Consider the following 14356-nt stretch of genomic DNA (forward strand, 5'->3'; position numbering starts at 1 on the left):
GGAGCCTGAAACATGAGTTTCTTCCCCGTCGAGCAGGCGCCCGCGCGCTTGAATCGCAGCGAACTGGCCGTACCGGGCAGCCAACCGCAGATGTTCGAGAAGGCGGCACAGTCCGATGTCGATATCATCTTTCTCGATCTCGAGGACGCGGTTGCGCCTGACGAAAAGGAGCAGGCGCGCAGGAACATTATTCAGGCGCTGAACGAAGTGGACTGGGGCAACAAGACCATGTCCATCCGCATCAACGGCCTCGATACGCATTACATGTACCGGGACGTGGTGGATGTGGTCGAACAGGCGGGCGAGCGTCTGGACCTGATCATGATCCCCAAGGTCGGGACCGCGGCCGATGTCTACGCCGTCGATATGATGGTCACCCAGATCGAAGACGCGAAGGGATACAAGAAGCGGATCGGATTCGAGCATATTATCGAAACCGCGCTCGGCATGCAGAATGTTCATGAGATCGCCGCGGCTTCGAAGCGCAACGAAAGCCTGCATTTCGGCGTCGCCGACTATGCTGCCAGCACGCGGGCACGCACGACGATCATTGGAGGCGTCAACCCCGATTATTCGGTGCTGACCGACCCTGCCCCCGATGGAAGTCGCGATATGCACTGGGGCGATATGTGGCATTATGCGCTGGCCCGCATGGTCGTTGCGGCACGAGCAAACGGTCTGCGTCCGATCGATGGCCCGTTCGGCGATTTTCAGGACCCGGACGGTTATCGCGCGGCGGCCAAACGCGCCGCCGTTCTTGGCTGTGAGGGCAAATGGGCCATTCACCCCAGCCAGATCGCCCTTGCCAATGAGGTGATGAGCCCGTCCGAGGCGGAGGTCACCAAAGCCCAGCGCATCCTGGAAGCGATGGCAGAGGCCGCTGCCGAAGGCAAAGGCGCAGTGTCGCTGGACGGCCGCCTGATCGATTATGCCTCCATCCGGCAAGCCGAGGTAATGGTCGAGAAGGCCCGCCAGATTTCAGGCGGCTGATTTCGCGTGACGGCGCGGAAACAAATCCATCTTCGCCAAAGGGCCCGGGCGATATTCGACCGGGCCGTAAAGGCTGCAGATCCTTCTCTTGCAATGCGAAACCGGTTGGCTGCGAATCCGTTCCCGACACCGGCAAGGGGTGGGCGCACCATACTGATTGCCATCGGCAAGGCGGCGCCCGCCATGCTGTGCGAGGCTTTGCAATATGTGGCCGGTGACCATGAAGCGATGGCCGTCACCAACTACGAAAACGACATGGAAGTGCCAGGGGCTACGGTCATCCGGGCCGGACATCCCGTGCCGGACGAGAACGGATTGTTGGCGGGCCGGCACATAATCGGGATGCTTTCATCCACGACCGAAAATGATCAGGTGATTACGCTGATTTCCGGCGGCGGTTCGGCACTCGCCCCGGCGCCGGTGGCCGGCGTCAGCCTGCAGGAAAAGGCTCAGGTCAACCGGCTGCTGTTGTCTTCGGGGACGGATATCGTACGAATGAACCTGGTACGTCAGCAGCTGAGCCAGCTGAAGGGAGGCGGGTTCCTCAGGCTTGCGGCGCCTGCATCGGTAACAAGTTATATCCTGTCGGATGTGATCGGCGATGACCTGCGCGCGGTCGCCAGCGGCCCCACCGTTTCGCCGATCGGCACGCGGGCCGAGGCGCGGCAAGTCTGTAAAGAGGCAGGCATCTGGAGCAGATTGCCCGCATCCATACAAACCCACCTGGAGTGTGAGGAGGAAAACAAAGAAGCCGTTCGGGAAGTCCGCAACCATTTGATCGGCTCGAACCGGCTCAGTCTGGAGGCTGCTTGCGCGGAAGCTTCAAGGGGCTTTCCGGCAAGAATCGTGTCAGATCGCCTGACCGGCGATGTGTCCGACGCTGCCGGCGCCATAGCCCGTGCAGCCCTGACTGAAAAGTCCGCCTCCCCTGTCGCCCTGTTGTTTGGAGGAGAGACCACGGTGCAGATCGCCGGTGACGGTCTTGGAGGACGAAATCAGGAACTGGCGCTGCGGATTGCGATGTTGGCCGATACCTTCGGCACGGACCGGGAGTGGGTTTTTCTGAGCGGCGGAACCGACGGACGCGATGGTCCGACCGAGGCCGCCGGTGGCCTGGCAGATGCGCAAACCTGCGCGCGCATTATCGCATCGGACGCGGATCCGGCAGCGATGCTGTTAAACAATGACAGCAATGCGGCACTGGCCGCCGCGGGTGATCTGCTGCTAACCGGCGCGACCGGAACCAACGTCGCCGACATACAGGTGTTTTTGTGGGCTGCGCATTGTGACACTCCCACTTGAGCGCACCGGCGGAGAGAACCCACGACATCATCAGAGTTTGGAAATCCGATTTTTTTGGGAGGAAGCGATGGCAATCGCACAGATGAACTGGGGCCGGATGAAATACGCACCGGACAATCCGCGAATGGCCGAGTTTATGGATAGTCTTCCGTCCGTGTACGGAAAGGCGGAAGCGCATCCCGGGTTTATCTGGCGCATGCCGGACGACGAAGCGGCGAGACAGCTCGCTGCATTGGGTTATGACGACCGGTTTTCCGCGACAGTGTCGGTTTGGCGCTCCGTCGAAGACCTTCGTGAATACACATTCGGCCCGGACCATGGCTCATATTACGACAGACGGGCGGAATGGTTTGAGGAAATCGATGAACCGCAACTGGTAATCTGGGACGTTGAGGACACCGCCCGGCCGAGCTTCAAAGAAGCCTTTGATCGGCTGAAACTGTTAAAAGCTGACGGAAACTCAAGCGGTTCATATTCCTGGTCGTTCATTTGAACGGACAGCGTTTCCGAAGGCAGCAGCCTCACCCGTCTGTGCGTTCCATGGCGCGTTTGAAGACCGGGCGTGCAAGATTGCGTTCCAGATATGCACTGAGGCGGGGATAGGGCTGCAACTCACAAAGCCGGTGCGCAAGCTGGAGAAAATAGGTCATGCCGTAACATTCGTCCGTTGCGGCTGATGGTCGATGATGACTGCATCCTCAACCCCTAAATCCTCGGTGTGCATATTTGCCGGGTGCAAGGCCTCGTCAACTTTCTCCGGGCCGCTGTGAAACAGCAGACCAATGCACACGGAGAATGGGAATGCGACGGCGAGCGTTCGCAAGGGATAATCAACCACGGAATGGACGAGCACGAACAGGATCGCAAGCGAGACGGCCTTGTGGAGCGGCCAGTTGAGTGTTTCCGAAATCCTGATGCCGAGAAGTGCGATAAAGGCAGCAAGTGCAGCGACGGCCAGCAGGCCGCCTTCGAAGATCAGTTCCAGATACTCATTGTGCGCATGGTTTATGTAATTCTGTAGAATGGTGCTGCTTTTTTCGTAACTCGGGTAGCCAACAGGAAAATTGCCATAGCCGATGCCAAACGGAAGATTGTCTACTATGCCTTCGAATGTTGAGCGCGCAAATTCCAGACGGCTGAAATCGATATTGCGGGTCTCGACCTGGATCCGCGCCCACAGGCCAACACTGTAAATACCGATGAGCACAGAGCAAGCCAGAACCAATATGATGCCATTGCGGTTGCGCTGCGTCAGCACGATGACGCTCAGAAACGATATTGCCAGGCCGACCAGCACGCCCATCATCGATCCGGCAGCGAGCAGAACCAGCAGTGCGCAGGCAACATAGACCGCGAGCAGATAAAATCGCCTTATCTCAATGAAATAGGCGAACGCCAACGGGATGGAAATGAACACCAGTGAAGAGAAGTGGTTTACGTTGGCAAAAAAGCCGGCGGAAAGATCATAGGGCAGAACACCCTGTATTTCAGCCTCTCCGGTGAACGAATACTGCACTAACCCGGCTGTCATGTTGCAGATTACGCCGGCTATAAAAAACGGAATAAGCCCGACCGCGCTGTCGAAACGAAGTTTCATCACAGCCATCAGGAACAATATATTGGTCAGGAAATACGCGGCCACCTCGAAAGTGCGGCCCGGACCAAGCGAGATGGTAGCGGGTTCCAGCATGAAAAGCACACCGCTGTCGAACGGTGGCAGGATGCCTTGCGTGGAACGGATCAGACCCGATGATATCGGGAGCAATTGAATGAGGACTGCCAGCAACATCCAGATCGCCAGCCAGAATACCCTGCGGTCAATCGGCTGTTCAATATTTCTGACAATGACATAGGTGGCAACGGCTACCGCTATCAGCTGCAAAATCGTGTCGGTCCACAGGCCGGCTGCCGTACCACCTCCGAGAACCGTTGCAAGCATCAGCACGGTGCCCAGCAAGTATTTGTCTACATTTGTTTCGACGGCGGCATTCATGGAGCCATGCCCGTCAGGGCAATGTCGTGGATTAACAATGTTCCTGAATAGCGGTACCGGAAACTTTCCGCGACAAGGCCGGTCCCCATTCCCAATTTGAGAAACCTGCAGTCGCCCGAAGCCTGGTTGACTTGCGTTTCGATCATTTCATCGCGCAGCGGCCGGTCCGGTACATTCAGTCTTGCGATTTCCCCGGTGCCGTTGAGGCAGGTTAGATTGAAGTAAAGACCCTTCGGCATTTTGAGGCGGTTTGTACTCACGTGGGCCGACAGGCGGTATTGGCCGGGCGGCAAATGAACCACCTGAGTGACGCCGATCAATTTGACCGGCTTGTCCAGAAAACGAACTGCCAGTGCGTATGAATCATCGCCAGGCTCCTTTTGCCGCACCAAAGCGACACCCGGCGTCTTTTGCAGCGTCCAGTCGAACCGGCGCCCACTTGGTTGCAACGCAAACGATCCGTTGAATACATATCCGTTGTTGCTGCGGTCCTCTTCTGACTGGGTGAGCAGGAAGAGACGAAATGCCAACTCGCGCCGGCCAGCCCGCATGAGGGCGGAAATAGTCCTGCCAATTTCTTGGGTTCGCCTTCCTGTTTGCTGTGCGTTCAGATCCAGTTGAAGCTTGTATGCGAAAGTGAGAGTTTCAGCGTTCCTGTTCAGGAAGTTCAGAAACCGATCGCGCCAGGGCGGCATCTCCCGCAGTTTTGACAGGGCGATCTGATAACCGCCTGGACTGCTTAACAGTGACAGCAAGATGGGCGAAACCGTGTCGAACTGATCTGGCCAGCGCCGAAGCAGCACGTCCATTTTGGACACCGTTTCATCATGGTTGGAGGATTCAACAGCCCAGAGCAAGCTGCGGTTTAAGGCCAGAAAATCAGTCTTGGATAAAGCAAGTGCGGTTTCAAACAGGGCAGCAGCGGTCGTGTCGTCGCCGTAGAGCCGGTAGACTTCCCCCAACAGACTGTAGGCTTTGGCATCGATCGATGCGATGCGAATGGTTTCTTCGGCAGCCCTGCGCAGCTTAAGGAGTTGCGACGGATCGGCGCGGTTATCAAGTTCGGCCGCGATCGACCTGATCCGCGCATGCGAATTCACCGGATTGAAGGTGAGCGCCCAATCCGGTGAGCTGTTTTGAAACCGGGTGCTAAGCCCCAGAAAGGCGACGGCGGAAAAAGTCGCCAGCCCGACGCATGCGACCGCGAGCTTTTTCAAGAGGATCATCTGCGAATTCGCCACGCCGTGCACCTGATTTGTCTGATGAACTGTCATTCTCGTCGCTGAGCGTGTAGTAGCGGTCATTCATGTAGCGGTATGAATAGGCATATTCAAAAGAGCTGGCGGCAAACTTGGAAAGCGTTGCGCCAAACATGTGGCCGCCCACGGTCTTGATGCGTTTGACGGCAGCGGCGGCGGATTTTCTGGTTACCTGATTGGCGGCAACGATGAGCAACACACCTTCGACAAGACGCGATAAGATAGGCGCGTCCGACAAGCCCATGACCGGCGGGCTGTCGATGATGACGATGTCGTATCGGTCAGCGCACGCCTGCAGGATCATCGCCATTTTCGGCGATGAAAGAAGATCGGCCGGATTGGGCGGAATCGTTCCCGCTGTCAGAAGCGTCACATTGGTAAAGCGCGTCTGTCGAAAGATCCTTTTGGTGTCGTCCCGGTTCAGGGTGTTGGTCAGAAGATTCGACAGGCCGATTGTGTTGTCGGTCGCAAACAGACGGTGAAGGGCTGGTTTGCGAAGATCTGCATCAATCAGCAGTACACGCATGCCAAGTGAACCGAAATCCTGCGCCAGCTTGAAAGAGGTCGTGGACTTGCCCTCGGAAGGTTCCGAACTGGTAACCAGAAGGGTCTGCGGACTGCCGCCCGTCCCGGTGAATTGGAGCGAGGTGCGTAGCGAACGATAGGCCTCCGACATTGCCGACGCTTGATCCGACAGCTGCTCGGAAATCTTGGCCTCCTCGACCTTCGGCAAGATGCCTAAGACAGGAAGGTTCAGATCATCCTCGATCTGGTCCGGGTTCGAGAACGTGTTGTTGAGCAGCTCCAGAATGTAGATAATGGCAGCGGCGAGCACCATACACAGCAAGAGTGCTGCAGCAACGTTGACCGTCAGACGAGGGGAAAATGGCGAGCGCGGTGTAACTGCCGCATCGACGATCGCAATATTCTGCCGTTTCAATTCGGAACCAACACCGACTTCATTGAGCTTTCCGATCAGGTTCTCGTACTGCAATCTGTTGGAATCGACTTCGCGCTTCAGGATCGTGTACTGGATATTTTTGTCCTGGAACGTTGCCTGCTCGGCTTCTAGTTCGGAGAGTTTGGCACGCAGATCTTCTTCTTTGGCAATGACTTCGTCATATTTCTGGCGGATGGAACTTGTGACGACCAGGGTTGCTTCATCGATCTGTTTCTTCAGTTCCCTAATCTGAGCCTGCAACTGCTTCATATCGGGAAAATCGGGTTTGAAGGTCGAAAGCTTTTGCTGGTATTCGGCTGAGAGCTCCGCGACCATCTGTTTGAGATGCTGAATTCCGTCGCTCTCAAGCACCTGCGGAATACTTGCGCCACGCCCAATTTCGATCTGACCGACTAGACGCCCATAGTCGAGCCGCTCCTGAATGGCCTTTGACAGCGCGTTGTTGATTTCCTCGATATTCGAGGCTATCAGGGAGTTCTCACTGCCGGTGACCGTAATACCGACCTTTTTGGCATAATCGACAAGCGCCTGCTCCGAGGTCTGCAGCTTTCGCTTGACCTGGATGACCTGCTCCTGGACAAACTGGCGCGCCAGGTCGGATGTTTCACTGGTCTGGTCGATACGCTGATTGATGAAGCTGGCTGCAACCTGATTGGCTATGCTGCTTGCCAGCTGCGGGTTTTGATCCTCGAAGGTAATTGCCAGCAGGCTGGTATTCTTGATCAATTCGACCGATAGGTTGTTACGAACGCGATTTATGGCCATTTGCTCGCGTTCCTCGGCGCTGAATTCACCGATGTCGCCGCTGAGATCGTAACCGAATGCCCTTGCAAACAGGTTGGAAGGCGCAAAATGAGGAGCTGGAATCAAAAAATTGGCGTCGTCAGCCAGATCAAGCTCGAACACGACCCTCTGCGCGATAGATCTGCTTCTCAGCTTTTCGCGCGCAGTCAGGAACATGCGGAAGTCGGACGATTCGGATATCACCTCGAGGTCCTGGAAAACCTTGGCCGAAGGCGCCATGACCTCGAGCTGCGCGGTTGATCGGTATTTAGGCGTCTGCATCCATGTCATGATAATGCCGGCAACCAAACCTACAGCAAGCAGTATGGCGATCAGCCAGCGATATTTGAGAAGATAAAGGAAAAGCGCAAGCGGACTGATTCCGCTTTCCTCCTCCTCCATCTCGCGCCCATATCCCAGTCCCGGATGCCAGGGCGCATAGGCTGCCAGTTCTGTCGAACCGTATCGGCCGTCCATACGTCCGGGAAGGTGGGAACCCTGTGGGCCGGGTGCGTTATTCAGCATAAAAGCCTCGGTCCGTTCGTTTGTGAGCCTTGGTAAGCCACATCGTGGATTCTAGATCAGGGAACAAACAACGCTGCACGTCCGGCAAGGCCAAGTACATCACGCAGATTGTTCATCGCGACCCGGGATGAGGACGAGAAAACGACGATAACGTCGCCGCCAAAGATGCGCGGATCCTGCATTTTGCCCGAGCGGATTTTCTTGACGCTGAAATTGGCGACAAGTTTTTCCTCGCCGTGGTCGCGAAACACATAGACTTTGGATCTGTCGGCGATGTCCTTCAGTCCGCCAGCCTGCGAAATCAGTCCAATCAGCGAGGAATTGGCAGTAACCGGATAGATGCCGGCCTTGTTGACCTCTCCGTCAACCGTCGCCCTTTGATAGAACGACTCCTTCACAAAAACGGAGACTTCCGGATTCTGCAGATATTTGGCGCCGTATAAATCCTCTATTTGCCGCTCCAGGGCCCTGACGGAATTGCCTGCCGCCCTGACCTGGCCGATCAGCGGCAATGAAATGTCGCCGCTTGTGTCGACTTGAACGGTCCGGTCCAATTCATCGACCTGAAAAACGTCGACTTCGAGCACGTCATTTGCCGCGATTTGCTGTGGACTGCCATCCTCATTGGAGGGCGGCGGCGGCAAATTCTGCACGACACGCAGATTGCCTTGTTTGGCACCAGCCACCGCAGCATCCTGTCCATCGTGCACCTTTTGCGCCTGATACGAACCGTCTTGTGGGTCGAATTCATCGTTATTGGCTACGCATGCAGCGACCAAAACACTGCATGCGATTGAAAAGGATATTCGCCCGGCCCGACGTAATTGAGTGCAAAAGAATTGATTCAACCTTTGTCACCTCTAAAGATCCTGCTCAGGAGGCCTTTCTCACGCCGGACACCCACCTGCGTGGTCTCCGGGCTGCGAATCGTACCCTGTGGAATCAATGGCTTGTTCAATAAAATGGCCGCAGGACGGTCCATCACCATCGCAACGGCTTCCTTCTCGCCCAGGCGCTGCGCAACGCAGTCGCGTGCCGCTGACAGAAGCGGAGGCCGTGTGGTCGTGTTGTGCGCATCCGTTGCTAGTATGTCCACTCGCCCCTCGTCGAGCATCTGTTCGGCGTAGAATTTTGCGGCCTTGCCAAATGCCCCGGTCACCGAACCGGCCGTGATCTGGATAAGGCAACCGATATCATTCAACCGCTCAATGATGTCGTAGTGACTCGGAAGCCAGGTCAGCCTCTCGGGGTGCGTGACAATCGGGACAAACCCCTCCCTGATCAGGCGGTGTGCGAGATCTTCGATGCGCGGTGGTACGACTTGGTGTGTCGGCTCGAACAGAAAATACCTGGATTCGCGAAGCGTCGGCGTGTCGCCCGCTTTGAGAGCAGCAGGCAGATCCGGCATGACACGAATATCGGCGCCGGTCAGCAGCGCCAGTTCGATCTTTTCAGCCGAAAGCACCATCCGGAGAGATCGAACGGCATTGGTAATCGATGTCGTGTTGTTGTTCCACAGGCCCGGTACGATATGCGGAGTGCACGCCATGTGGGTGATGCCGTCTTCGACCGCCATACGCGCCATCTCAAGGGAAGTGGCCTGGTCGCCGGCCCCGTCATCGATCGCCGGAAGGATGTGGCTGTGCAGGTCGATCATTCAGCGGCAAAAAGAGACTGTGCGCCAAAAATGTCTTCCATAAGAAACAAATCCTCAAGGCACGCAATTCGCGGGCCCAGTATCGCGAACCGGAACTGATGAATTAAAAACGCTAGTCGGAGATCGCCAGCGTCAGCAAACCGACCGCTGCTCCGGCACCAACGCCTGCCAGTACCGCGGCCACTTTGGCGTTTCTTTCTGTCTGCTGCGCTTCTGTTGGCTCTGTCGTGGGTGTGGGCTCAGCTTTCGTGACACGCACGCAGATATTGCCGTCCTGCGGCTCCAGCGACAAATCCAGGTTCTCGGTTACGAGGCCGAACTCACAGCCCGAACCAATGTTGACGAGGGCCCGTGACTGCGGTCCGACAATCATGCGACTTCCGGGTGTCAGCTGGGTTCCCGCATTGGCTTGAGAAAAGCCGTCGGCCTGCGAAACAAGCACCTGCCCGACCACGCTTTGTATGACGCCCACCGACCGGGCATCTGCGCCACTTTGTATAATACATGAACAATCCGTGGCGGATTGCGCAGCGGCACTTGGCATGCCGAAATTGCCCATCAGAACCAATGCTGCGGACGTTATTGCGATCATCTTTGACGTGTACATGTAGCTCTCTCAGTTTCGGTTATGCAACAATGTGAGGTAGAAGTTAGCTTATCTATGTTGGTTCGATTCTCAAAGTCACCGGTTGGGCGAAACGTGCCTGGTATCTGACAAAATGGGTATAATTTGTTTATAATATATTAATAATAACAAAGACTTGAAAGAAATATGCTTTTGATGGATCTCTTTATAGGGATTCACTTGGCGCCAAACCCGGAAACAACTATGGCGAGTGTTCGTATTGCAATCAGGGTGTCGAGCCAGATGGAGAAGTTCTTGATATAGTAGAAATCATAGTGCAGTTTTGACCGCACTTCGTCGACCTCGGCCACGTGTCCCTGATTGACCTGCGCCCAGCCCGTGATACCCGGTCTGACAATGTGCCGGTAACGGTAGAAGGGCAGTTCCTCCTCGTACCATCTGGAGAGAGAAACGGCCTCCGGACGCGGCCCGATCCAACTCATTTCACCATTGAGCACGTTTATGACCTGCGGAAGTTCGTCAAGGCGCGTCTTGCGCAACAACCGTCCCAGACGCGTTATCCTTGGATCCGAATCACGCGTTATGGCGTTAGTGCGATCCAAAGACCCGGTGGTCGGACCATGCGTCATGGTCCTGAATTTCCACACGCGGAATACGCGGCCTCGAAATCCCATCCTCTCCTGGCGAAAGAACACGGGCCCCTTGCTGTCGAGCTTGATGCAAACACCGATGAGAAAGAAGAGCGGCAACAGAACCGGAAACATGACAACCGCCGCGGCAATATCGATCCACTGTTTGAAACGCAGATAGATAAAACTGGGCAGCAGCGAACCGAGATTGTTTTCAGAGAGGTGTTCGATCTCGACGCGGCCGGTCAGTGTCTCTCTGATCTGCTTGTAATGATAAACCGGAATGCCGCTGATCGCGGTTTCGGCGATAAATGCTTCCCAATCGTCATCGTGATTGGCACGCAGGTCAGCGGTCAGCCCGTTTGGCGCCGGACCATCCAGTTGCGGCTGCGACAGGAACCTCCAGCTCACATCGCCAATGTCCGTTAGACAGGGTGTGTTGCCGAACGGTACGACCGCAAATACCGGTTTGCTAGTTTTGCGTGAGATTACATAAATCAGGTGGAACCAGATTTGCGCGTTTACAAAACTGGCGAACAGGAAGAAACGGGAATAATCGAGGCGCAGGAATACAAATATGCCAAGCGCCAGACCAAAGGTAACGGTAAAGGTTGGCAGTATGTAAGAGATGCCTGCGACACCAGGATAGCGGGTCAGGCGCCGGACAACGAAAAATCCCAGAACGACGGCGATTGCGGTCGCGACAAGCGTGTTCAGCTGTGACGGCGTCGAAACCATCCGAGAGACGCCGATGTCCCAGCGCATTGACAGCGGAGCGATGCATGCGACGATCAGCCCCATGCCGAGCTGGCACCGTGTTGTATCGCATGCGCGCCTTAGCCCAGGGCAAAGCCCCGCTTTCGGCCGAACGGCAGTTGCGTAATGTAAATTCATTTCACGCGGTTCTGCAAATGCTATGAGAGGCTTTGTACGTTGATTCGAAGTGGGTGCGGAGTTTCGGAAGGAAGCGTCTGAAGCCTGTCAATCCCGGAAAGAAGACCGCCGAACAGTCTGTTTCCGACCCTATTGCGAAGCAGCCCGCACCGCCACCTCGGACAGACGGCCGGAAAATGGCAGTCGCCGCATAAATCCAGAAGATGTGATTGGTTTTTGGATAGCTACCGCACTCGGGGTGACCCTGCCACCGCCGGTAAATCCGTGTATTCCTATGGAATTTCCCAACCCCATATCTCCAGCCAACCTATACCCGCAGACATTGGGCAAAGCAATAACCAAACAGACACACCCGTCAATTTTTAACCGGCGTAGTTGCCGACGCACCACAGCACAAAAAAACGCTCCATTTGACGGCTTGGTCATCTTGGAACAGAGTCGGCAACACCCACCAAACGCCATAGCGGCAATTCAGGCTTCGGACGGCCGCCTCGCCCCGTTACCGTCATGGCCTCCAACCGGATTTGCAGACGGCACGCCACTTCAGTTCCGTCCGGACAGCGAGATATCGGCCAGTGCCAGATTGTATGCATCTATGACGAAGGCCTGATCGAATTCACGCTCCATTTTGATTCGCCCGGCCATGCCCATAGCCTCGCGACCTGCCTGCGTGAGGTTTGCAAAGCGTTCACAGGCCTCAGCTAGGCTGTTTGCGCAGCGGGCTTTGCACAAAAAACCCGTCACGCCGTCATCCAGCACAGCGCGGCATCCCGGAACATCAGTTGTGATGATGGTGCGCGCCATAGCCGCTGCTTCTATGAGCGCTCTGGGCGCACCTTCCCGGTATGAGGGCAGGACCACGCAGTCTGCCTTCGCGATGTGACGGCGCACATCCGCACTTTGTCCAAGATGTTCGATAATGCCCTCGCGTTGCCAGCTGGCAACGCATTCGGCGCTGAATGCGCCACGATTTTCCGCTCCGATGGCACCTAAAACCTGGAACCGGGCATGCGGAAAGGCGCGCTTCATCCGTCTGGCCGCCTCGACGAATTCAAGCAGACCCTTGTCCTTTATGAGCCGGGCTATCATGAGAAATACCAGACCATGCGATGCCGGTGGCGGGAGTGGAGAAAAATATTCCAGATCGATACCGGAACCGGGCAAGAGCCGCGCCTGCTGTTCTTTGACAAGCCCGCGCTGCAAGAACATGCCTCGGTCATCGCTGTTCTGGAAAAACACAACCGGCGCTTTGCGAAAAGCCACGCGGTAGAGCAGTTCAGCGACGGTCCGAAGCAGACCGTCCGAAAGAAAAGCGGTTCCTAGGCCTGTTACATTGGGCACGAATGCGATGCCAAGCAGGCGTGCCGCCATCGCTCCAAAGACGTTGTTTTTGACTGTGAAACCAAGGATCACATCCGGATTTTCCCTATGAAACACACGACGGAACTCAAGCAAAAGCCGCAGATCCTTCAGGGCAGACAGGCCTTTGACGTCCATGTTGAGCGGAATGAAACGGCAGCCCATGTCGACCAGGGCTGCCGAACAATGGTCAGGTGGCGCCAGGACCGTAACTTGATGGCCGCACTGCAGAAGATCCTCGACCAGCCCGCGACGGAAATTGACGATGTTCCACGATGCATTGACGGTTAAAAGTATGCGCATGGGCGCTGTCGGACGTACCGGGGTTGTTTGCGGACAAACCCGCAGGCTGACTTGTCCTCGGAGGATTAAAGAGTGTTCAATTGCGGCTTAGCGCAGACTTGTGGTGCTTTCGGGAAAACCGAAAAGCCAGGTCTCGTAGGGCAGGTAACAAATCTCGAAGATCCAGGACTTTGATGTCCAGATCGCGAAAACCGCCGACAGGCCAATATAGGGTGCCACGGAATAGGCCGTCGCGAACCGGCCCAGACGCATATAAGGGATTCGCGCAAAGATCATCGCCTGAAGCGGAACCAGGTAATACCCCAACCTATCGCTGATAACGGACGACAATGGAATGAGAACGGTGATAGCCAGCATCATGAGCGCCCCGATGCTGACCAGCGGATAGTCGTGCGGAAACCAACGCTCCCACTTCCTTCGCAAAATGCTGAAGAAGAAGATGCCGGTAATTGCGAGCAGTCCAACTCGGAAGGAGGCGCCGGCTGCGTCAATTCCCGTATTGACGTAGCGTGACAGCGCCAGCTGAAACTCGCCCCTGCTGAGCAGCGCAAGACCGCCCGGGAGCGCCAGCAGAGCCGAAAGCGCAAGCCGTGATTTTGTGTAGCGACCACGCGCAAGCGGTACAAGGAGCAGAAAAATCGCCGCGCTGGTATGCAATGTGCTTGCGAGAAGGACAAGGCCGACAAATTGATACAGACGCCGGTCGAGAAACGCCGTGAACGCGACGCATATCACACCGATCGCTGCTCCCTGACGAATACCCGACATGGGCATATTGATGATCAGGATAGGAAAGAGCAGAATGAGAAATCCAACCGGGTCGGGTTGCCGCCGGGCAAATACGTGAACGCCGGCAAAAAATATTGCCGAAGAAACGACGTTCAGCCACGGATAGGAAAGACCGAGCTGATTGATGGTCGCAAGAAGCGCCCACCACAACGGCTCGCTGGTGGTCAACGTGTCCTTGAATGTGTGGAACTGCTGGAATTCAAACTGGTTGAGATAGCCGGTCCAGTCACACCCGACTTCAAATCGGAACGCACTGAACACGAACAACGCGATTAGCAGCGCAGGGTAAACCCGCATTCGCATCTCGTTGAGCCGAATCAAGCCGT

General features: G+C 56.0%; 13 protein-coding genes. 3 read left to right on the forward strand and 10 right to left on the reverse strand.

Annotated features, from left to right (window positions below; all coding sequences use genetic code 11):
* The first annotated feature begins 12 nt into the window (after positions 1-12).
* From ABVT35_RS23525 to ABVT35_RS23535, 3 genes are all read left to right on the forward strand, one after another.
* A complete protein-coding gene (locus ABVT35_RS23525; protein WP_368469855.1) occupies positions 13-990 on the forward strand; it encodes a CoA ester lyase in 978 nt (325 codons plus the stop codon).
* 6 nt (positions 991-996) lie between these two features.
* Positions 997-2292 (forward strand): glycerate kinase, encoded by a 1296-nt coding sequence (locus ABVT35_RS23530; protein WP_368469856.1) that lies wholly within the window; start codon positions 997-999, stop codon positions 2290-2292.
* Positions 2293-2359: 67 nt separating this feature from the next.
* Positions 2360-2785 carry a DUF3291 domain-containing protein gene (locus tag ABVT35_RS23535; protein WP_368469858.1) on the forward strand — a complete coding sequence of 142 codons (426 nt, stop codon included), beginning with the start codon at positions 2360-2362 and terminating at the stop codon, positions 2783-2785.
* Between the two features lie 28 nt (positions 2786-2813).
* Here the strand turns inward: ABVT35_RS23535 and ABVT35_RS23540 are convergent, their stop codons facing one another.
* From ABVT35_RS23540 to ABVT35_RS23585, 10 genes are all read right to left on the reverse strand, one after another.
* Positions 2814-2942, reverse strand: a complete 129-nt coding sequence (locus ABVT35_RS23540; protein ID WP_368469859.1) for a hypothetical protein — start codon at positions 2940-2942, stop codon at positions 2814-2816.
* Positions 2939-4285, reverse strand: a complete 1347-nt coding sequence (locus ABVT35_RS23545; RefSeq protein ID WP_368469861.1) for an O-antigen ligase family protein — start codon at positions 4283-4285, stop codon at positions 2939-2941. Before ABVT35_RS23545 ends, ABVT35_RS23540 begins: the two co-directional genes overlap by 4 nt.
* The gene (locus ABVT35_RS23550) at positions 4282-5526 is read right to left on the reverse strand and encodes a hypothetical protein (RefSeq protein ID WP_368469863.1); all 1245 of its coding nucleotides are present in this window, start codon (positions 5524-5526) and stop codon (positions 4282-4284) included. Before ABVT35_RS23550 ends, ABVT35_RS23545 begins: the two co-directional genes overlap by 4 nt.
* Positions 5435-7813: a GumC family protein gene (locus tag ABVT35_RS23555; protein ID WP_368469865.1), complete on the reverse strand. Its 2379-nt coding sequence runs from the start codon at positions 7811-7813 to the stop codon at positions 5435-5437. Before ABVT35_RS23555 ends, ABVT35_RS23550 begins: the two co-directional genes overlap by 92 nt.
* Before the next feature lie 56 nt (positions 7814-7869).
* Positions 7870-8499, reverse strand: a complete 630-nt coding sequence (locus ABVT35_RS23560; protein WP_368469867.1) for a polysaccharide biosynthesis/export family protein — start codon at positions 8497-8499, stop codon at positions 7870-7872.
* 158 nt (positions 8500-8657) lie between these two features.
* The gene (locus ABVT35_RS23565) at positions 8658-9470 is read right to left on the reverse strand and encodes a tyrosine-protein phosphatase (protein WP_368469870.1); all 813 of its coding nucleotides are present in this window, start codon (positions 9468-9470) and stop codon (positions 8658-8660) included.
* A 112-nt stretch (positions 9471-9582) separates the two neighbouring features.
* A complete protein-coding gene (locus ABVT35_RS23570; protein ID WP_368469872.1) occupies positions 9583-10077 on the reverse strand; it encodes a hypothetical protein in 495 nt (164 codons plus the stop codon).
* 194 nt (positions 10078-10271) lie between these two features.
* Positions 10272-11486 carry a sugar transferase gene (locus ABVT35_RS23575; RefSeq protein ID WP_368469873.1) on the reverse strand — a complete coding sequence of 405 codons (1215 nt, stop codon included), beginning with the start codon at positions 11484-11486 and terminating at the stop codon, positions 10272-10274.
* A 636-nt stretch (positions 11487-12122) separates the two neighbouring features.
* A complete protein-coding gene (locus ABVT35_RS23580) occupies positions 12123-13241 on the reverse strand; it encodes a glycosyltransferase family 4 protein (RefSeq protein WP_368469874.1) in 1119 nt (372 codons plus the stop codon).
* Between the two features lie 87 nt (positions 13242-13328).
* Positions 13329-14327 carry an EpsG family protein gene (locus tag ABVT35_RS23585; RefSeq protein WP_368469876.1) on the reverse strand — a complete coding sequence of 333 codons (999 nt, stop codon included), beginning with the start codon at positions 14325-14327 and terminating at the stop codon, positions 13329-13331.
* Positions 14328-14356 lie beyond the last annotated feature (29 nt).

The organism is Hoeflea sp. TYP-13 (assembly GCF_040932035.1).
Lineage (GTDB): Bacteria > Pseudomonadota > Alphaproteobacteria > Rhizobiales > Rhizobiaceae > Hoeflea_A.

What these genes read in the sequence shown, in the direction of transcription:
- ABVT35_RS23545 (WP_368469861.1), bottom strand. Translation starts at nt 4,285, where the DNA reads ATGAATGCCGCCGTCGAAACAAATGTAGACAAATACTTGCTGGGCACC.
- ABVT35_RS23570 (WP_368469872.1), bottom strand. Translation starts at nt 10,077, where the DNA reads ATGTACACGTCAAAGATGATCGCAATAACGTCCGCAGCATTGGTTCTG.
- ABVT35_RS23575 (WP_368469873.1), bottom strand. Translation starts at nt 11,486, where the DNA reads ATGGGGCTGATCGTCGCATGCATCGCTCCGCTGTCAATGCGCTGGGAC.
- ABVT35_RS23565 (WP_368469870.1), bottom strand. Translation starts at nt 9,470, where the DNA reads ATGATCGACCTGCACAGCCACATCCTTCCGGCGATCGATGACGGGGCC.
- ABVT35_RS23555 (WP_368469865.1), bottom strand. Translation starts at nt 7,813, where the DNA reads ATGCTGAATAACGCACCCGGCCCACAGGGTTCCCACCTTCCCGGACGT.
- ABVT35_RS23585 (WP_368469876.1), bottom strand. Translation starts at nt 14,327, where the DNA reads ATGCGGGTTTACCCTGCGCTGCTAATCGCGTTGTTCGTGTTCAGTGCG.
- ABVT35_RS23535 (WP_368469858.1), top strand. Translation starts at nt 2,360, where the DNA reads ATGGCAATCGCACAGATGAACTGGGGCCGGATGAAATACGCACCGGAC.
- ABVT35_RS23525 (WP_368469855.1), top strand. Translation starts at nt 13, where the DNA reads ATGAGTTTCTTCCCCGTCGAGCAGGCGCCCGCGCGCTTGAATCGCAGC.
- ABVT35_RS23580 (WP_368469874.1), bottom strand. Translation starts at nt 13,241, where the DNA reads ATGCGCATACTTTTAACCGTCAATGCATCGTGGAACATCGTCAATTTC.
- ABVT35_RS23540 (WP_368469859.1), bottom strand. Translation starts at nt 2,942, where the DNA reads ATGACCTATTTTCTCCAGCTTGCGCACCGGCTTTGTGAGTTGCAGCCC.